This is a genomic window from Paenibacillus sp. FSL R5-0914 (assembly GCF_038004525.1).
Taxonomy (GTDB): Bacteria; Bacillota; Bacilli; order Paenibacillales; family Paenibacillaceae; genus Paenibacillus_AQ.
In genome coordinates this window covers 1,696,583-1,714,801 of record NZ_JBBORH010000001.1, presented here as the reverse complement: position 1 = coordinate 1,714,801, position 18,219 = coordinate 1,696,583, and the positions used below count along the sequence as shown (strand labels likewise).

Genomic DNA, 18,219 nt, shown 5'->3' with positions numbered 1-18,219 from the left:
TCCCCTTTTCAAATTAAGTAATCAACAACCACAGATAAAGACCTAAAAGTGTAATAAACAACGTTGGGATAGTTAATATAATACCCGTCTTAAAATACGTTCCCCAGGATATCTTCACACCTTTGGCCGAAAGCACATGGAGCCACAGCAGCGTTGCTAGTGAGCCAATCGGGGTGATTTTTGGCCCTAAGTCTGAACCTATAACATTCCCATATATTAATGCCTCTTTAATAACTCCGGTTGTATGCGTTGCATCAATTGCGAGTGCGTCAATCATTACAGTAGGCAGATTATTCATCAATGATGAGATCAATGCAGCAATGAACCCCATACCCATAGTTGCAGCGAATAGACCCTGATCAGCAATCATTCCTATCGCCTTAGCGAGTAGATCAGTTAGACCCGCATTCCGAAGTCCATATACCACGACATACATTCCAATGGAGAAGAACACAATCGCCCAAGGTGCTCCTGTAAGCACTTCTTTCACCTTGACGGAAGGGCTTCTTCTCGCGAGGAGCATGAACAAAATTGCAATGATTCCCACAACCACTGATACCGGTATCTTCAAGAATCCACTAACGAAATACCCTATTAAAAGAATAGCCAGTACAATCCATGATAATCGGAACATCTTCTTATCTTTAATAGCCTCTTGCGGATCTTTTAGTTCGGAATCATTAAATCGCTTCGGAATACTTTTGCGAAAAAAGAAATAAAGCACCACGATACTCGCTATCAATGAGAATAGCGTAGGTACAATCATTTTCCCCGCATACTCCATAAAGGTAATTCCAAAAAAGTCAGCCGATACGATATTCACAAGATTGCTAACCACAAGCGGCAATGAGGTGGTGTCCGCAATAAAGCCGCTAGCAATAATGAATGGAAATACTTTTTTCTCATCAAAATTCAGCGCTCTAACCATAGCAAGTACAATAGGGGTAAGTATTAGCGCCGCTCCATCATTTGCAAAAAAGGCAGAAACCAACGCACCAAGAACAATGACATAGACAAACATTCGTGTTCCGTTCCCCCGTGCTGCTCGCGCCATATGTAACGCAGCCCATTCAAAAAATCCAATACTGTCTAAAATTAAGGAAATTAAGATGATTGCAACAAACGCCAACGTCGCATTCCAAACCATTTGTGTTACATCCAGAACATCATTAAAGCTAACTACCCCAGCTAGTAAAGCAATGATCGCTCCGCCGCAGGCTGACCATCCAATCGATAAATTTCGAGGCTGCCAGATTACAAAAATTAAAGTTACCATAAAAATAAGTATGGCTAGAATGACCACTTTCTCAACACTCCTATAATCTACGAATAAATCCTATATCACCATATAACTATATAGTTATATATACTTTAAAAAACTACAACTATATTTTAGTCGCAGCGCGGTGCTTTAACTTCTTTATTCAAACTAGCCAATATCGCGGCTGAGCTGGGCATTTGTTGAAGAACAGCCTTAAGATGTGGTTTATCCTCGACATTTAATGAATAATGCACCCACTGCCCTCGTTTGCTTTCTTTCACGATCCCTCGATTCTTCAATTTCCGTAAATGCTGACTAATCGCCGGCTGGGATATATCAAAAATATCAAGGAATTCACACACGCACCATTCCCGTTCTTTCAAAAGTGAAAGCATGGCCAGTCGCGTCTTATCTCCTAAGAGCTTCAAATCATCTGCAATATCCGTCAGTGACTGCATCCCTACTTCTCCTCCTTCCAACACTTATATAAGCGAATACTTATATTGTAATGAACTAGACATTTAGAAGCAAGACTTTATTTTAGCGCACTTCCTTATCCCATTCTTGCTCCAATACACTAAACACTAAAGAATCTCGCCAGCCATCTTTTATGAGTAAAGCATCTCTTAATCTGCCTTCATAGGTCATGCCAATCTTGGTGAGCACCTTGGATGATCCACTATTTCGAGGGTCACAGGTCGCGTATATTCGATGTAGATGCAGTTCTTCAAAACCAAACTTCAACATTAGTCCGGCTGCTGCTGTAGCGACTCCCTGTCCCCAGACATCAGGATGGACAATATAGCCGATTTCACCGCTTCTGTCCGTATGGCTTCTAATATTTAATTCAACCATGCCGATCAAATTTTCAGTTCCTACTGCAACTATGGCTTGCGCGAACCGAGTTCTGGGAACTTTTTGAGAGTCATCTAGTGCCTGGCTCACAAATGAACGAGTTTGATCAGCAGTATTTGGACCCCAGGCTTGAAAACGGCACACACGATCCTGTGAACAATACGAATGAACATCTTTCCAGTCCGTATGCTTCAATTCGCGTAAATAGATAGGATTTAGATCTTGCATCATCATCCCCCTCAAAGTTTGCCTTTAGCTTTAGCCCATTAACTATTCATGTGGTTCAGGTTCTAGGAATCGTTACAACAAACTGGGTTCCTTCTCCAACTTTACTCTCCACATCAATATTACAATCATGTATTTTCAGAATCTTCATTACAATGGAAAGTCCAAGTCCATTCCCTTTAAGAGCGCTGCTACGCGCCTTCTCCACCATATAGAATCGATCAAAGATAAGCGGAAGTGCTTCCTCAGGAATGCCTTTTCCAGAGTCTTTAATATAAACCTTCACAAATTGCGCGTTCATCTCAATTTCAACATGAATGGTACCGTCTTGCCCCGTATATTTTATAGCATTATTTATTAAGTTCTGCCAGACCTGATCAAATAAATCTTTATCCACCGTGATCTCGCAAGGCAATAAATCCAATTCAATCATAATATCTTTCCGTGCCCACTGTGGTTCCGCTAATACGATCGTTCTTCTTAATTGTTCGTCTAATTGGAATGTGGTGGGATTAACCGGATGGTGTTCCGAATCGAGTGAGGCTAATCGGAGCAGATTATCACTAAGCCTAGATAGGCGTAAGGTTTCCTCATAGATAATATCCAGATGCTCTTTTTGCTCTTCTAATGGAATGACACCGTCTTGCAGCGCTCTTGTAAATCCTCTAATCGATGTAAGCGGTGACTGCATTTCATGAGAAACATTGCTGACAAAATCATCACGAACTGAGTCCATTTTCTGCAGCTCACTTGCCATACGATTAAAGCTCTCCATCAGTTCACCAAATTCATCTTTATTACGATAAGTCAATCGGACAGATAAATTGCCTGACGCCATTTCCTTTGCTGCAACAGTTAGCTTCTTAATAGGCTTCACAATATACCTGGACATGAACAAGATAAGCAAGCTTCCGATGACTAGTACAGCTAAAAGTGTAAACAGAAGCGTAATTCTCAAGCCTCTTACAATCGATGAAAAATCAATCTTAATAATGAAAGCACCTTTTCCATCATCTATCTTAGGAACCCCTACGATAGCAAGTCCACCCCTACCCGATAGAAAGACCGCATCGGTTGTGTTGGAATTGAATAAGATAGCAACTTTCTCATTGTCTAAAGAAAAAACAGATTCACTAGGCTCATTAACAACCGCTATATCTATACCAAATCGATTAAGCAGATCTGCAAATGCGTTTACTTTTTCCGGATCATCTATCAGATTTGTCACCTTTGCTATATCTTTAGCAATATTAATAAACATATGGTTTGGGGTATTATTTTTTTCTGAAAACTGCATAAAAAGAAAAAAGGAAATAATTAAACTGACTAAAACAATACCAATGAACGTAACGACGATTCGAAGACGCAGACTTTTTCTCACCATCTAGGCTAGCTCCAGACGATATCCAAGTCCTCTTACCGTAGAAATAATGAACTGTGGGATGGGTTCAAGACGTTCTCTCAAGCGTTTGATATGCACATCAACCGTCCGCTCATCGCCTTCATAATCCATTCCCCATATATTCTCTATTAGCTGAGTACGGGTGAATATTTGCCTTGGCGAACCCGCCAAAGCAAACAGCAATTCACATTCCTTCTTTTTCAATTCAACCATTTGATCGGCATTAGCGACTGTTAAATTCCCTAGATCAATCGTCACTCCCCCTAATTGAATAACATTCGAAGGGGTTACATGATATCTCTTTAATAAAGATTTCACACGCAGTACCAATTCAATGGGATCAAACGGCTTTACTAAATAATCGTCTGACCCCGCATTAAATCCTCTGACTTTATCCTTAGACTCTCCTTTGGCTGTAACCATTAGGATCGGCATATCAATATAAGATCGAATATCTTCTGTCAGTTCAATACCATCGATATGAGGCATCATCACATCCACAATCGCTAAATCAATTTTTGTATGAGCTAGAATGTCTAATGCTATTTGACCATCTTCCGCTTCCACTACGGAAAACTGATCTTTTTCAAGATATAATCGTATTAATTTGCGGATATGGGAATCATCATCAACCACTAGAATTGTGCTCATACATCAATTTCCTTTCCAACATTGTATTTATTCGTATCGCAGAGATTCCATTGGATCGAGCTTGGCAGCCTTCGATGAAGGCATCAAACCAGCGACAATACTAATCCCTGTACTTACAACTAATCCGAATACGATATAAGATCCAGATAAGTTAATAAGCTTTACGCCAAAAGCATTTTCCAGAAGTATATTTAAACCAAAGCTAATAATAGCTGCAAAGATTATTGCGAAGACACCACTAAATATACCCAATAATGCGGATTCGGAAAAGAATATTCGCTTGATATCTTTCTTTCTTGCTCCAATCGCACGAAGGATCCCAATTTCTTTAGTCCGTTCCACTACACTAATGTAAAGTACAACCAATATCATAATCCCTGATACGATGAGCGAAATCCCTGCAATACCAGATAGAACGATCGTAGCCATATCCACATAAGTCGTGATACGCTCCATGATTTTTGCCGTTTGGGAGCCCGAGAAGCCCGCATCAACAGCCGCTTTATTAATATCATTCACATATTTCATATCCGTTGCAAAAGCATTAACCTGAATCGGGCCAATGGTAATCCCTTTATCAGTATACATTTGCTCCAGTGTCTGTGTTGGAATATATCCTGTTGGTGACATTTGCGCTCTTGGATCAGTGGCTTCATAAACACCAGAGACCTTGATTTCTTTTTCCAACGTTATCGGTTTATGTTGAGCATCCATTTCATTAATATACAGATGAATAGACTTCCCTACCATAGCATTCGGTTGGTCATTTCCACTTAATTGACTCGCTATTTTCGTTGGTAATAATACTTCATTTTCTTTCGGTAAAGCCCCTGCTTTAATCGTCGCTTTATCAAATGTATCGTTTAAGGTGGTTAATTGTGTGAGACTACCCGTTTGTTCTCCAAAAACCGTAGTAGACTTACCTGTAATCGTTGTTATAGTCTCCACATGATCTACATTTGGGAGGTTACGAATCGTTTCAACATCGGCCTTTGTAAACGAAACACCCGGTAACATCATCGCTTCTGGGCCTTTCATGTCTTTGGCTTCTGGATTTGGCTTAGTGATATCTACCAGCAAAGGGTCCATACTTGAATTAATTTCATTATTAATATAGCTAGTGATCCCATTTCCTAAGGAGAGCATCAAGAGTACACTTAAAATACCTATCGATCCACCCAAAGCTACCAATACATTACGTTTGGCATTAAGCTTCATATTTTGAAGGGCCATTTTGAAAGAAGCCATTAAGCTGAGGTTTCTGGCCGAACCATCTCCCCCATCGTAGGTAGCCATGGAACGTTCCTTCAAATGAATATCGTCTTTCACCAATCCCTCTTCAAGCTTAACGATACGGCTACCGTAATCAGCTACTTTCTGCGAGTGGGTCACGGTAATGACCAAGATTCCTCTTTTCGCTATGCTGTCCAACAAAACTAAAATTTGATCACCTGTATCCTTATCCAACGCACCCGTAGGTTCATCTGCCAGTATAATATCTGGATTGTTCGACAATGCGCGTGCAATGGATACCCGTTGCTTCTGTCCACCAGACAGTTGATTCGGACGTTTTTTCAGATGATCCTTTAATCCTACCTCAGTCAAAATCTCTATAGCACGCTTATTACGTTCCTTCTCGCTTGTATTCGTCATCTGCATCGCAACCGTAACATTTTCCAAGACTGATAAGTGTGGAATCAGATTGAAGTTTTGAAATACGAAGCCGATGTTGTTTTTGCGATAGTCATCCATTTCCTTTTCGGTCATCTTGCTTAGGTTCTTCCCGCGAACAAGGACATCGCCCTCATAATCAGAGTCCATTCCACCAATAATATTCATTAGTGTGGACTTGCCGCAACCGGATTCACCGAGGATAGAGACAAATTCACCTGTCTCAAAGCTTAAATTCACATCATGGAGTACTGGAACCTTTTCCTTACCATACAAAGTATACGATTTTTTAACATTCTTAACCTCTAATATGTTCATTCCGATCTCTTCCTCTCCTGGGTCACGCTCTTTATCTCTTCCTTTGATGTTGCCTATCCTAACAAATTTATGTGAACTGATAATGAACTGGAATCCCTCCTCATCTTGAGACAATACATTTAAGGAGGAAGTGGTAACTACGGGGAACTTTTGGACTTCCGGCCGCTGTTGTCTCCAAATTCCCTGAATTGTACCGCTGTTAGCGGATGAAATTCGGAGACAAAGGCGGTCGCTACCGCTCCTACAGTTCCAAATTGCCCCTTCGTAACTCTCCTCCGTTTATTTTTAGGTCAAGTCATAGAAAAAGGCGAATTCTCACTCAGCATGGAGTCGAATTCGCCTTTTTCTGTTAGGCACATTTTATAAAGATTTAGTGAGTCATATAATAGGCAATTCGCCCAACTTCTTTACCTGTGTAATAGACGATATCAAAGATTAGCACTGCTAAGATAAATTTCGAGAGCAACGGATACTTGTTAAATAAAGGCTTAATACTCTTCTCTATGAACTCCATTTATGTTCCCCTTTCTTTAAGCTAGCGCTCTTTTTCGTATCAATCTAATTTGGCCTCTGTGATTAATTTCATCTTCGAATACATGAAACCACATGAAATAGTAGTTCGCCTGTTTGTGATGCCAGAATTCCTCTTCTGTATATAACCAGTCATCATCAACGGTTGCGAACAATGCATACGTTCTTTCTCTTACTTCATTTAAACGGTCTAAATAATAGTTAAGATCATTCCCTTTAATCATCGCTCGCCCTTCGTCTCCTAAGCTTAACGCTGGCCCCCATATTGTTAATTCTTCCTCAGACAAATCTCTTCCCTCAAACGTAGCCACTTGATACGCATATTCTACCGCAGCGTAGTGTGATAATAACGCTCCAATGGAGTTGCTCTCTGAGTCCAATAAGTAGTCCAGTTGGTCTACACTTAAGTCCTTAACAGCCTCTAATGTTGTGTGTCTTGCGTAGTTCATCATGGATAAAAGACGACTAATTTGTGGTGAATAACCGGGGATATCTGTAATCAAATATATTTTGTCCATGTCGATCATTATGAGATCTCTCCTTCATATCTTCGAATTTGTAAATTTACAAGACTATGTATTTGTCCAGCTCAAAATTGCTCCGTTCTAACAAGTCCCAGCCGTTTTCCCTCTACGATAGCTTCTGATCTCGAATGCACACTCAGCTTCTCGAAGATTCTCGTCAGATTATACTCCACTGTCCTTTGTGACATTAAGAGCTTGCTGGCTATGTCTTTGTTACTTTTTCCACTGGCAACTTCCTGGAGTATTTCTTGTTCCTTTTGATTAATAGATACTTCTTCAATGAGCTGATTATCTCGGTTATTGGATATCTTGATATCACTTCTGCGCAGCTGCTTGAGTAAAGAAACTGGAATGACAGCCTCATTTCTTAGTGCGCAACGAATGGTATTTAACAGCTGTTCTCTGGAAGCTGTCTTAGAGATAAATCCTGTAACCCCTGACTCCATCAACAGGTTATAATGCGCACTGATTTCATACCCGGTATAAATCACCACTTTAGATTCGGGATCACGCTGAACGGCTCTTTTGGTGAATTCGAGTCCGCTAATTGTAGGCATATTAAGATCGCATAATATCACATCAAATCCTTGCTGCTCCAGCATATCGAAAGCTTCCATCGCTGACAAAACAAAGGCTACCTCCATATCAGCATCCTGCTCAATCATATTCTTGGTTCCTTCTCCAACTGAAGGATGATCATCAACCAACAAGATACGTATCATCGTCATCGCCTCCTCTATTTTTCTTCTCCACAAAAGTCGTTGTCGGTAAATAAATAATAACCTCCAACCCTTTACCCTTCTCCGAGTTAAACGTACATTTTCCTTCTAAACTCGCTACACGTTCTTTGATGCCAGACAAGCCCATATGCTGATATGATGATCCCCACAAAATGAATGATAAGAAAGCAAAAACTGCAAAGTAGCCCTGATATGAAAAAATAACGGGTTTCACTCTCATTTGAATCTCCCGGAAGAACAAAATTATACATATTTGTAATTCGAGCCATGTATTCTCTACCATTTTAAATGATTTCAATAGGGAATAATATACTTTTATGCATGATATTCCTTCATCTATAAACAACGAGTGCACCCCATCACCTCCACGTCTGGCATAAAATTCAAACTACCTTCTCATACTATGGGGAGAATATGGAGGTGAATGTCATGCCAAAAAATAACGCCAGTCCCAAAGGTGAACCAGGCAAACATCAACCAAGTAAGAAAAACAATGCACAGAATAACAATAACTTTAATGAAGCGGCTCAGATGGTAAACATCGATAAAGCTGCCGATTATGTTCCCAGCTTAAACGGTGTTTCCAAAACCGACGTCTAAACCGCACTGTTAAACAAAAAAACACTCCTCAGAATATTCTGAAGGAGTGTTTCATTTCAAAGATTATATGCGATACGTTAAGCCTACTACACCGTTACTGTAAGCTTTTGAGTCCACAAGATGAAGTGGGACTTGATTCGTGATCTCGTCAAAAAGACGCATTCCTGAGCCAATGACTACGGGACAGATATTAAGCCTAAGCTCATCTAACAATCCATTTTGTAATAGGGATCTGACTAATCTCGGACTACCAGGGATCTGAATGTTCTTTCCAGGCCGTTGCTTTAGCTTCATTATCTCTTCGAAGAGCTTGCCCTTGATCAGGCTCGCAGGTTGCCATTCGAGTATGTCCTCCGTAATCGTACTGGAGACCAGATATTTGTCAGAATGGTTCAGGAATCTTGCCATGGGTAGATCATCACTCTGATGCTGCCAGAACTGGGCTAACATCTTGTAAGTACGTGGTCCAAGCAGTACAGTATCCGCCTGTGCAACACCCGCAGCAATCGTCTCATTCATTTCATTGCTCCCCCACTTCTTAGGTGAGGCTTCAAGCGAGTCTACCACTCCATCCAGCGACATGAATAATCCTGCCACAATCTTTCTAGATGAATTTTCTGTATCTTGTTCATGATGATCTACAGGCACACTCATCGCTCCTTGTACCAGAAATGAATACATAACATTCGATCCGCAATATGAGGACATTCTTGATTATTTCAAATTTTCTAACTCGACGGTCACTTTTTCAATCAGATTCACGAAGGAGGCCAGTTCTTGAGAGCCCTTCACCTGATCTCTGGAATACATGAAATTGTGTTCCGATTCTTTTTTCACCTTGGACAGTGTGGAGTTGATATTATTCAGCTTCTCATCAATCATCCCTATTGAATCTTTAGAGCGACGAGCTAACTTGCGTACTTCATTCGCGACGACTTCAAAGCCTCTTCCGTACTCCCCTGCTCTTGCCGCTTCAATGGCTGCGTTTAAGCCCAAAAGATGCGTATGATCAGCTACTTCCCTAATCATTGTACCCACTTGATGAATAGACTCTACCTCTTTGTCGAGATATAACACAGTTTGATGTGTTTTCTCTTGATAATCAGCATTCTTACTAGCTAATTCCTCGATGGATTCACTGCTATCTTTCAGTTGAACCATTAAGGATACTAATTCTTGAACCGCAGAACTAACACCTGTAAGCAAGTGGTTTTGCTTTTCCAATAAATTTTCTATTTTTGCTTTTTCATCGACTTCGTAGGCTTCAAGAACCAACTGTGAATCCAGATTAAACATCTTGGTTAATGCATGAATGACGGGTTTCCAATCAGTCGGTAATATCCGTTCAAAATAAGCTGTAGCGAGATCCAAATATAATATGTAAGTGCCCAAATACCAATTCGTGGTCAGACCAATACGCGAGTGAATTTTGCCTATAAGCAGTCGTCTTTCAATAAATGCTTCATCAATCACACCCGAGGCCATGGATAAAAAATACCACTGTTGTGTTTCCTTCAATCGATCAAGCGTACTGTGCTGTTCAATGATGTGAAGTAGCTCAGGTTCCTCTATCATCTGCTTATACAATTCATCTACAAGGGAGCTTACGATTTGCTTGAATTCTTTCTCCTTACTTTTCAATACATTTAAATCAGCCTCAGTAATCCCAATATAGCTAACTTGCTGTTGTCGCTCTGAACTAAGATTGATCATAATTTGGTCAACTTCCCTCTCATTCTGTTTATATAATGATCATCGCATCTTCCATGCCATCCCCTATGGCATCTATTTATCTTGATAATAAAGGTATTATTTTTATAAATTTTAACACTTTATTTACTTAAATAGTTTATTAATTTTACAAACTTTGCATTTCGTAGCATTATTCTTAGATCACACTAAAAAGAGGAGCTCCTATAAAGGAAGCCCCTCTTAAAATTATAACCTTACCCTACACTGCAACAACTTGTTGCAGCAATTCTATCGTCATCCGGTCAATGAATTTTCTGAATTTCTCTTTGCCTTTGGCGTTGGCCTTATAGTAGTTAATCAATGACAGAATCACTGGAATAAGTTGATCTTCACTTAGCCCTGATCTAAGGGATTGAGCGATTGAAGTCTTAAGTCCTTTAGGTTCTCCTCCAATAAAAACCTCATAGGTATTACGCATTTTGACAACACTAATGTCTTTCAACAAAGGCTCGCTTGTTCCGAGTGCACAGCCCGCATAACCAATCTTCAGTGGCATAGGTGTTTCAATCCCTGCGATGGACTGATTTAATTTCTGTGCAACTGCCAGACCTGCTTCCTCAGCCCCTTTACAAAAATTACAAGCAATCAGGCTTTTTGTGACAAAACCCGCTGGATATACTTCCAAGCCCGTACGCTCAAGTTGTTCCACAATCTCTTCACGATGTTCCAGAGGTACCTCCAAATATAGCTGTTTAAAAGATGTCATTTCAATTCTTGCATTTGTCCCTACAATAGCTCCAATTGTAGCAAGCTGCTCTGGTGTGAACAGGCTTCCTCCCACTTGAATTGGAGGCGCAACTGCGATTTTCGTTATCTCTCCCATATCCTTATCTCCGTCTCCATTCCTCAAGCGATTTAGTTACGGATCTTCACACGTTGTAGACGAAGCGCGTTAAGTACAACGGAAACCGAACTGAGCGCCATTGCTGCACCCGCTACCCATGGAGCCAAGAAACCAAGTGCTGCGATTGGAATCCCAAGGGAGTTGTATCCAAGCGCCCAGAATAGATTTTGTTTAATATTAGTCATCGTTTTACGGCTCATGTAGATGGCATCAGGAATACTGGATAGATCGCCTCGCATTAAAGTAACATCCGCAGCTTCCATAGCCACGTCCGTACCGGTACCAATGGCCATCCCAATATCTGCAGTTGCGAGAGCTGGAGCATCATTAATACCATCGCCAACCATGGCTACTATCTTGCCTTGCGCTTGTAATTTTTTCACTTCCTCCGCTTTTCCTTCTGGAAGCACTTCAGCGCGTACATGATCAATGCCAACTTGGGCAGCGATCGCCTTTGCCGTACGTTCGTTATCTCCGGTAATCATGATGACCTGGATTCCCATTCCTTTCAACCGACTGACAGCAGCCTGAGAGGTTTCTTTAATGGTGTCCGCAACAGCTACCATACCTACGTACCCTTTATTTATAGCAACAAGCATTGCTGTTTTACCGGATTCTTCTAAAGTAGACATGATGTTATAAGCATGACTTGCCTCTACACCGTATTTGTCCATGAGACGCCGAGTACCAATTAACAGCTCTTTGCCTTCCACGACAGCCTTGATCCCAAAACCCGGTATAGCTTCAAAAGATTCTGTCCCTGGCAATTCAATATTTCTTTCCAAGATGCCTGCGACAATAGCTTCTGCAAGTGGATGTTCTGAATTCTTCTCGGCTGCACCCACCAGTCTAAGAAATTCTGTCTCGTTGCCTTCGACCAAAATATCGGTAAGCTCAGGTTTGCCCTTTGTTACTGTGCCTGTTTTATCCAAGATAATCGTATCAATTTTATGTGTTTGCTCTAAATGCTCTCCGCCTTTGAACAGGATTCCCAGTTCAGCTGCACGTCCGGAACCAGCCATAATGGAGGTTGGCGTAGCCAGACCCAAAGCACAAGGGCAAGCGATAACCAGAATGGCGATTGCTTTTTCCAAAGCTCCTGCAAAATCACCCGGTGTTACGATGAAGTACCACACTAAAAATGCAATAACGGCAATCCCAACAACGATAGGAACAAAGATACCGGAGATGACGTCAGCAACCCGTTGAATAGGAGCTTTTGAACCTTGCGCTTCTTCTACCACTTTGATGATCTGCGCAAGAGCAGTTTCCTTACCTACTTTTGTTGCCTTGATTCTAAGCATACCGTTTTTATTAATCGTCGCTCCAATGACGGAATCTCCGGCTTTCTTTTCAACAGGGAGGCTTTCTCCGGTCAGCATGGATTCATCTACTGAAGAGATCCCTTCCAGAACTTCACCATCTACAGGTACTTTATTCCCTGGACGAACAAGTACTATATCACCAGTAATAACTTCCTCTACCGGAATGCTTAATTCTTCACCGTCGCGGACAACTAAAGCTGTCTTGGCCTGCAGGCCCATCAAGGATTTAATAGCTTCCGAGGTCCGTCCTTTTGCCAAGGATTCGAACAATTTTCCCATTAGAACCAGAGTAATCAATACTGCACTCGTTTCATAATACATTTCTGGTCCATGATGCGCGCTCCCACCATCGACAGCCCAAACAATGGTTAAATAAAGGCTGTAAAAAAAGGCCGCTGAGGTCCCAAGTGAAACTAGAACATCCATGTTCGCACTGCCGTTACGGAGTGCTTTATAAGCACCGATGTAAAATTGTTTACCAATATAAAATTGAACTGGTGTTGCCATAATCAATTGGAACCATGGATTCATAAAAAGATCAGGCAGCCATATCCACGAAGTGAAGGAAAAGTGGCTCACCATCGCCCACAGCAGTGGAAACGATAGAATCGCGGAGATCAGCAGCTTACGTTTTTGTTTGGATAAATCTTGTTGTCGCTGTTCCGCTGGGTCACCTTGCTCTTGTTTGGGAACAGCCTTGTATCCAAGCTTCTCCACCCGCTTCTGCATGTCAGATACAGAAACTTCAACGGGATTATATTCGACATGTGCTGTTTCCATCGCAAAGTTCACACTAGCGGTGCTTACGCCAGGCAGTTTATTCAGAGTCTTTTCAATTTTCAATGCACAAGCAGCGCATGTCATACCTACAAGCTGTAAATCTACAGCTTCTTTAGCCGTGCTATACCCTAGCTTCTGAATACTTGCTTCCATCTTACTTACGTCCACTATGTTCGGATCATAAGTCACTGTAGCCCTTTCCATTGCAAAGTTTACGTTGGCTTCTGTTACACCTTCTAACTTGTTCAAGCCTTTTTCTATGCGGTTTGCACAAGCAGCACAAGTCATCCCTGTGATTTGTAATGATGTTTGTGATTGTCCCGCCGCAGCAGTAGTCATTATATAAACACCTCTTCCACTTTTGTGATGATTTCCATTGTTTGCATCATCCTCTTCTTGATGTTAGTATACCCCCCTACCCTATATTATGTCAAGCGACAAACTATACTCTAAATACTTAAAAAGGAGTTTTCTCAGTAACAGAAATCCTGTTTCTGAGAAAACTCCCTCATGAATCCGTCCTCTCTGAAGAGAGTCCTACTGAGTTAAGCAGCCATTTCACGGCAGATTTTCGCACAGGCAAAACATGCTTCTGCACATTGCTGGCAATGATCATGGTCATGCTTTTTACATTCGTTGCCACAGGCTTCACAAGCCTCTGCACAAGCTAAACATAAGGCCTTGGCATATTTACTGTTCATCGACAGGGCATGTGCAGTGAATCCGCATATTTCAGCACATTCACGATCCAGGCGAATGCACTCCTTCATCATTCCAACATGATCTTCCTCCAAGCAAGATGAGTAACAGTGATTACAAGCCACCATACATTTTAAACATTCTTCAATACACGCTTTGTAGTTTTGATGTGACATCATAAAAGCTCCTCTCAAGATGTAATTTAGTATAGTCCCCTACTCTATATATACCCAATCGTGAGCTAACTTATCATGCTCAGAGAAATTGTCCGAACTGAACATTAGACAAGCAGCTGTTTCTCAATTTCTTGACGATTGAACACAAATCCGAAGAATACCTGATTGTTAATGAAAATGGTAGGAACCAATCTTTTTCCCGTTCGATTAAATAACGTATCTGCATGGTCAGGATGATCTGCAATATTAAATTCAGTAAATGGAATATGATGCTCACTTAAGAACTTTTTAAAATTTCTGCAATCCTCACAAGTCGGTGTTGTAAATACCTCTACGTTCATATGGGTCGTCCTCCTTCAGTATATTTTCTAACAACATTAGTATACCCCCCTATACTATATATGAATCTAAATAAAAAAGGATTCCAACGAATCCTTTCTATTATCAATTATTTGATTAATTTATTGATGGTAATTAATAACTCATCTAACACTTCATTTTCACCATCTTGAATTCGTTCTACGACACAGCTCTTCATATGATGTTCTAACAAAAGCTTTCCTACGCCGTTCAAAGCAGATTGGACCGAAGAGATTTGATGCAGCACATCATCACAATAGGTGTCCTTCTCAATTAATCCCTTTAGCCCTCTTACTTGTCCTTCAATTCTATTGAGTCGGCTAACCAGGTTCTTTTTAGTCTTCTCAGAGTGATGACTTTTTCGTTCACCCGTGCTACATGATTCGTGCTCGTGCGTATGATCTTCCATGCACCAATCACTCCTTTCCATATAGTTTTATTATACTATAGCCCCCCTAATCTATTCAAAATATAAAATATAATTAGACTTTCATCACTTCATGGGATATCACCGATGTCTCAATTTGAATAGTAGTATGCTGGATTTTGAAGCGTTCCGCTATTAACTGAATGGCTTGCTGCAAAATACGTTGATCATCTTCCTGATCTTTGATTAAGAGATGGCAGCTTAGTGAATCAAGACCCGAGGTAATTGTCCAAATATGAAGATCATGAACATTTATAACGCCCTCGATATTTTCTAGAACTGCCTTCACCTCAGTAGGATTCACTGTAATCGGTGTACCTTCCATAAGAACATGAACGGTATGTTTGATGATTCCCCAAGCACCTCTAAGAATTAATAGAGCAACTAGTACGCTTATAATCGGGTCAGCAATATACCAGTCAAAAATCATCATAACTAAACCTGCAATAATAGCTCCTACCGAGCCTAAAGCATCGCCAAGCACATGAAGATAAGCGCTGCGAAGGTTAATGTTATTCTTTACATCTCCTTTTCTCATAAGAGACCAAGCACTAGCAACATTGGCTAAAAGACCTATACATGCGATCAGCATCATAGAACCACTTGCAACCGTAGGCGGCTCGAAGAATCGGCCATAAGCTTCCACGATGATAAAACCAGCAACTACAAATAAGGTGACCCCGTTCAATAGTGCCGCTAGAATTTCAAACCGATGAAATCCATACGTTTTATTGGGAGATGCAGGTTTAGTTGCAAACCAGACCGCCACTAGACTTAATGCTAAGGAGCTTGCATCGTTTAGCATATGCCCACTGTCCGATAGCAGCGCTAAGCTGTTAGTGATCAGTCCGCCAAAAAACTCCAAAAACATAATTCCTACTGTAATTATTAATGCAATCATTAGTCCTTTTTTGTTTCCGCTAGGATCAAAATGATGATGACCGTGAGGCCCATGGGAATGATCATGTCCTGCATGGGAGTGATTGTGATCGCTGTGATCGTGATCGGAGTGTTGCCTGTCTACATGCTCAATCTGATGATTGTGGTTATTCTTCTTGTCCTTCATGATTTACCTCCTATTTACCTTCAGCAAGATAGTATTTGTATGCGCGCGCAGTGGTATTCAAAAGCTCCAGATCATAATAACATATGAACAAGTGCTCATATGTTATTATGATCTGGATTTTTCTTCTTGTCAATAACGAACCTAAGGGTATATCCTCTTTAGTCTTGAAAACACAAAAAAACACCTCTATACAATTTCTGTATAAAGATGTTTTAGTTTATCTTTCACTTCTTAATCTTAAAGAGAAATCGCTGCTTCTAATGCAACTTCCATCATGCTGTTGAAAGAATTTTGTCTTTCTTCTGCCGTGGTTACTGCATGAGTAACTAATGAATCTGAAATAGTAAGAATACATGCTGCTTGTTTACCTAATACTTTCGCATTATGGAACAATGCATAGCTCTCCATTTCTACACATACACAGCCATGTTCATTGTAAAATTCATTGTGGCCTGGCACGTTATCTTCATGATAGAATACATCGCTTGAATGAATTCTATCCGTCAAAAGTGGCTTGTTAATACGTTTAGCCGCTTCTTCAATGACTTCGTTCAATTCTTTACTTGGCAGCTGTACGTCTCCTTCTACACCACTTTGCACATAGGCGTATGTAGATTCACTCCACGCACTATCCGCCAGTACCACATCAAATAAATTCAATTTATCTGTGTAGGCACCTGCACTACCGATACGAATGATGTTTTCCACACCATAATTTTTGTATAGTTCATAAGAATAAATACCGATACTTGGCATTCCCATTCCCGAACCCATTACTGACACTTCTTTACCTTTGTAAGTGCCTGTATATCCAAACATATTCCGTACCGTATTAAATTGGGTTGGGTTCTCCAAATAGGTTTCTGCGATATACTTCGCTCTTAACGGATCTCCTGGCATTAATACTGTTTTGGCGATTTCACCATTTTGTGCTGCATTGTGCGGCGTTGACATAATTTATTCCTCCTAAGTTTGTTACTCAACTACTATCTTACTATACCATCCATGAATTTAAATATACGTTTAAAATATTCTTTTGTTTCAACAAAAAAAGAACTGATTCTCTTGCTACAATTTATTCGCAAACTCGTTAAGCTTTTGAGACATTATTTTTATTTCCTCGATAAATGCAGAAGTATGCTGAACAGATGCAGCCTGTTCTTGTCCGATAGCCGCTATCTTCTCTATCGAATTAGCCATTTGGTTCGTAATCCCCTTAATCTGTAGCATGGTTTCATTTATGTTTTGAGTAGAAGAAACGGTTTCCCGTGAAAATTTCCGAATTTCCTTAGCTACGACTTCAAATCCTCTTCCCTTCTCACCTGCATGAGCCGCTTCTATGGCTGCATTCAGCCCGAGTAAATTCGTTTGGTCAGCAACCTTTTTAATAATCGATAGGACCTCTGTAGTATTCTCCACATCCTTACCAGCTTGTTGGGATTGAATAAGTAGTTGCTGAGAGTAATCCGCAAGTGAATTGGATCCATACGAAATATTATTGATTTGCTCATTAGCTTGGGTCAGTGATTCTGAGATTTGTTCTACAATAGCCTTTAATTCACTTTGTCTACGAATCTGAACTGCAATCCCGCCAATGACCTGACCGTTTTGATCATGAAGAGGTGTCGCTGTACCCGTAAACTCAAATCCATAGAAGTTGGCCGGAACATCGGACTTTAATTCTTGATTCTCTCGTATAGCTATGTAAAGCGGTTCTTCTTTGTTTAAAAGCTGTCCTTCGGTAATGTTTAAATTAATGGTATTGCCAGGAAAATAAGCAACAAACCGTTCCAAATCACATATGGCTATGGATAAATCAGCCGGAACAGATAATTTTATTATAGGTATAATCGCGATAAATTTGTCTAAAGATTCAATATTATTAATCACAGAAATATAGTCTCCATTCCAGCAAAAGGTTTTTCCAACCGTGCTAAATTCTCAATTTTGCTTAATTCATATTTGAAATATGTATTCGAGGAATTCTCATAAAATCCTCCAAAAAAGTTTAC

At 40.5% G+C, this 18,219-nt stretch carries 21 protein-coding genes; 1 reads left to right on the top strand and 20 read right to left on the bottom strand.

Annotated features, from left to right (window positions below):
• Window positions 1-13: 13 nt before the first annotated feature.
• The 10 genes from MKX60_RS07550 to MKX60_RS07505 all read right to left on the bottom strand — a co-directional run bounded on the left by MKX60_RS07550 (window position 14) and on the right by MKX60_RS07505 (window position 8,398).
• Entirely contained in the window at window positions 14-1,303 is a 1,290-nt protein-coding gene (locus tag MKX60_RS07550) for an arsenic transporter (RefSeq protein WP_341059457.1), read from the bottom strand.
• Between the two features lie 89 nt (window positions 1,304-1,392).
• Window positions 1,393-1,719: an ArsR/SmtB family transcription factor gene (locus MKX60_RS07545; RefSeq protein WP_341059456.1), complete on the bottom strand. Its 327-nt coding sequence runs from the start codon at window positions 1,717-1,719 to the stop codon at window positions 1,393-1,395.
• Between the two features lie 82 nt (window positions 1,720-1,801).
• Entirely contained in the window at window positions 1,802-2,350 is a 549-nt protein-coding gene (locus MKX60_RS07540) for a GNAT family N-acetyltransferase (RefSeq protein WP_339798726.1), read from the bottom strand.
• A gap of 49 nt (window positions 2,351-2,399) precedes the next feature.
• On the bottom strand, window positions 2,400-3,725 hold the full coding sequence (locus MKX60_RS07535; RefSeq protein ID WP_341059454.1) for a sensor histidine kinase: 1,326 nt from the start codon (window positions 3,723-3,725) through the stop codon (window positions 2,400-2,402).
• The gene (locus MKX60_RS07530; RefSeq protein WP_042191977.1) at window positions 3,726-4,394 is read right to left on the bottom strand and encodes a response regulator transcription factor; all 669 of its coding nucleotides are present in this window, start codon (window positions 4,392-4,394) and stop codon (window positions 3,726-3,728) included.
• A 27-nt stretch (window positions 4,395-4,421) separates the two neighbouring features.
• Complete coding sequence (locus MKX60_RS07525) at window positions 4,422-6,383, bottom strand: ABC transporter ATP-binding protein/permease (RefSeq protein WP_341059453.1); 1,962 nt, start codon at window positions 6,381-6,383, stop codon at window positions 4,422-4,424.
• A 370-nt stretch (window positions 6,384-6,753) separates the two neighbouring features.
• Complete coding sequence (locus MKX60_RS07520; protein WP_179085821.1) at window positions 6,754-6,897, bottom strand: hypothetical protein; 144 nt, start codon at window positions 6,895-6,897, stop codon at window positions 6,754-6,756.
• Window positions 6,898-6,913: 16 nt separating this feature from the next.
• Window positions 6,914-7,441: a DinB family protein gene (locus MKX60_RS07515; protein ID WP_341059452.1), complete on the bottom strand. Its 528-nt coding sequence runs from the start codon at window positions 7,439-7,441 to the stop codon at window positions 6,914-6,916.
• A gap of 62 nt (window positions 7,442-7,503) precedes the next feature.
• Window positions 7,504-8,160, bottom strand: coding sequence for a response regulator transcription factor (locus MKX60_RS07510; protein WP_341059451.1), 657 nt, complete (start codon window positions 8,158-8,160; stop codon window positions 7,504-7,506).
• Window positions 8,138-8,398: a hypothetical protein gene (locus tag MKX60_RS07505; RefSeq protein ID WP_143759589.1), complete on the bottom strand. Its 261-nt coding sequence runs from the start codon at window positions 8,396-8,398 to the stop codon at window positions 8,138-8,140. Before MKX60_RS07505 ends, MKX60_RS07510 begins: the two co-directional genes overlap by 23 nt.
• A gap of 209 nt (window positions 8,399-8,607) precedes the next feature.
• Between MKX60_RS07505 and MKX60_RS07500 the strand changes: the two genes are divergently transcribed.
• Entirely contained in the window at window positions 8,608-8,778 is a 171-nt protein-coding gene (locus tag MKX60_RS07500; RefSeq protein WP_156113190.1) for a hypothetical protein, read from the top strand.
• A gap of 63 nt (window positions 8,779-8,841) precedes the next feature.
• Here MKX60_RS07500 and MKX60_RS07495 read toward each other — a convergent pair whose 3' ends face one another.
• The 10 genes from MKX60_RS07495 to MKX60_RS07450 form a co-directional block, all read right to left on the bottom strand.
• Window positions 8,842-9,459, bottom strand: coding sequence for a dihydrofolate reductase family protein (locus MKX60_RS07495; RefSeq protein WP_341059450.1), 618 nt, complete (start codon window positions 9,457-9,459; stop codon window positions 8,842-8,844).
• Between the two features lie 33 nt (window positions 9,460-9,492).
• Complete coding sequence (locus MKX60_RS07490; protein ID WP_341059448.1) at window positions 9,493-10,491, bottom strand: globin-coupled sensor protein; 999 nt, start codon at window positions 10,489-10,491, stop codon at window positions 9,493-9,495.
• A 238-nt stretch (window positions 10,492-10,729) separates the two neighbouring features.
• Entirely contained in the window at window positions 10,730-11,353 is a 624-nt protein-coding gene (locus tag MKX60_RS07485; RefSeq protein ID WP_076300944.1) for a nitrite reductase, read from the bottom strand.
• A gap of 32 nt (window positions 11,354-11,385) precedes the next feature.
• Window positions 11,386-13,818, bottom strand: a complete 2,433-nt coding sequence (locus MKX60_RS07480) for a heavy metal translocating P-type ATPase (protein WP_339798750.1) — start codon at window positions 13,816-13,818, stop codon at window positions 11,386-11,388.
• Between the two features lie 206 nt (window positions 13,819-14,024).
• Window positions 14,025-14,354 (bottom strand): four-helix bundle copper-binding protein, encoded by a 330-nt coding sequence (locus MKX60_RS07475; RefSeq protein WP_042192011.1) that lies wholly within the window; start codon window positions 14,352-14,354, stop codon window positions 14,025-14,027.
• Between the two features lie 104 nt (window positions 14,355-14,458).
• Entirely contained in the window at window positions 14,459-14,695 is a 237-nt protein-coding gene (locus MKX60_RS07470) for a glutaredoxin family protein (protein WP_060625785.1), read from the bottom strand.
• A 107-nt stretch (window positions 14,696-14,802) separates the two neighbouring features.
• Window positions 14,803-15,123: a metal-sensitive transcriptional regulator gene (locus MKX60_RS07465; protein WP_042131123.1), complete on the bottom strand. Its 321-nt coding sequence runs from the start codon at window positions 15,121-15,123 to the stop codon at window positions 14,803-14,805.
• Between the two features lie 73 nt (window positions 15,124-15,196).
• Entirely contained in the window at window positions 15,197-16,207 is a 1,011-nt protein-coding gene (locus MKX60_RS07460) for a cation diffusion facilitator family transporter (RefSeq protein WP_081393157.1), read from the bottom strand.
• 237 nt (window positions 16,208-16,444) lie between these two features.
• On the bottom strand, window positions 16,445-17,161 hold the full coding sequence (deoD, locus tag MKX60_RS07455) for a purine-nucleoside phosphorylase (protein WP_076285531.1): 717 nt from the start codon (window positions 17,159-17,161) through the stop codon (window positions 16,445-16,447).
• Window positions 17,162-17,275: 114 nt separating this feature from the next.
• Entirely contained in the window at window positions 17,276-18,097 is an 822-nt protein-coding gene (locus MKX60_RS07450) for a methyl-accepting chemotaxis protein (protein ID WP_341059446.1), read from the bottom strand.
• Window positions 18,098-18,219: the final 122 nt, after the last annotated feature.

Coding starts and splice junctions, on each gene's coding strand:
- MKX60_RS07505 (WP_143759589.1), bottom strand. CDS start 8,398: ATGAGAGTGAAACCCGTTATTTTTTCATATCAGGGCTACTTTGCAGTT.
- MKX60_RS07525 (WP_341059453.1), bottom strand. CDS start 6,383: ATGAACATATTAGAGGTTAAGAATGTTAAAAAATCGTATACTTTGTAT.
- MKX60_RS07465 (WP_042131123.1), bottom strand. CDS start 15,123: ATGGAAGATCATACGCACGAGCACGAATCATGTAGCACGGGTGAACGA.
- MKX60_RS07490 (WP_341059448.1), bottom strand. CDS start 10,491: ATGATCAATCTTAGTTCAGAGCGACAACAGCAAGTTAGCTATATTGGG.
- MKX60_RS07480 (WP_339798750.1), bottom strand. CDS start 13,818: ATGACTACTGCTGCGGCGGGACAATCACAAACATCATTACAAATCACA.
- MKX60_RS07515 (WP_341059452.1), bottom strand. CDS start 7,441: ATGATCGACATGGACAAAATATATTTGATTACAGATATCCCCGGTTAT.
- MKX60_RS07460 (WP_081393157.1), bottom strand. CDS start 16,207: ATGAAGGACAAGAAGAATAACCACAATCATCAGATTGAGCATGTAGAC.
- MKX60_RS07495 (WP_341059450.1), bottom strand. CDS start 9,459: ATGTATTCATTTCTGGTACAAGGAGCGATGAGTGTGCCTGTAGATCAT.
- deoD (WP_076285531.1), bottom strand. CDS start 17,161: ATGTCAACGCCGCACAATGCAGCACAAAATGGTGAAATCGCCAAAACA.
- MKX60_RS07535 (WP_341059454.1), bottom strand. CDS start 3,725: ATGGTGAGAAAAAGTCTGCGTCTTCGAATCGTCGTTACGTTCATTGGT.
- MKX60_RS07540 (WP_339798726.1), bottom strand. CDS start 2,350: ATGATGATGCAAGATCTAAATCCTATCTATTTACGCGAATTGAAGCAT.
- MKX60_RS07500 (WP_156113190.1), top strand. CDS start 8,608: ATGCCAAAAAATAACGCCAGTCCCAAAGGTGAACCAGGCAAACATCAA.
- MKX60_RS07530 (WP_042191977.1), bottom strand. CDS start 4,394: ATGAGCACAATTCTAGTGGTTGATGATGATTCCCATATCCGCAAATTA.
- MKX60_RS07485 (WP_076300944.1), bottom strand. CDS start 11,353: ATGGGAGAGATAACGAAAATCGCAGTTGCGCCTCCAATTCAAGTGGGA.
- MKX60_RS07520 (WP_179085821.1), bottom strand. CDS start 6,897: ATGGAGTTCATAGAGAAGAGTATTAAGCCTTTATTTAACAAGTATCCG.
- MKX60_RS07475 (WP_042192011.1), bottom strand. CDS start 14,354: ATGTCACATCAAAACTACAAAGCGTGTATTGAAGAATGTTTAAAATGT.
- MKX60_RS07470 (WP_060625785.1), bottom strand. CDS start 14,695: ATGAACGTAGAGGTATTTACAACACCGACTTGTGAGGATTGCAGAAAT.
- MKX60_RS07545 (WP_341059456.1), bottom strand. CDS start 1,719: ATGCAGTCACTGACGGATATTGCAGATGATTTGAAGCTCTTAGGAGAT.
- MKX60_RS07510 (WP_341059451.1), bottom strand. CDS start 8,160: ATGATACGTATCTTGTTGGTTGATGATCATCCTTCAGTTGGAGAAGGA.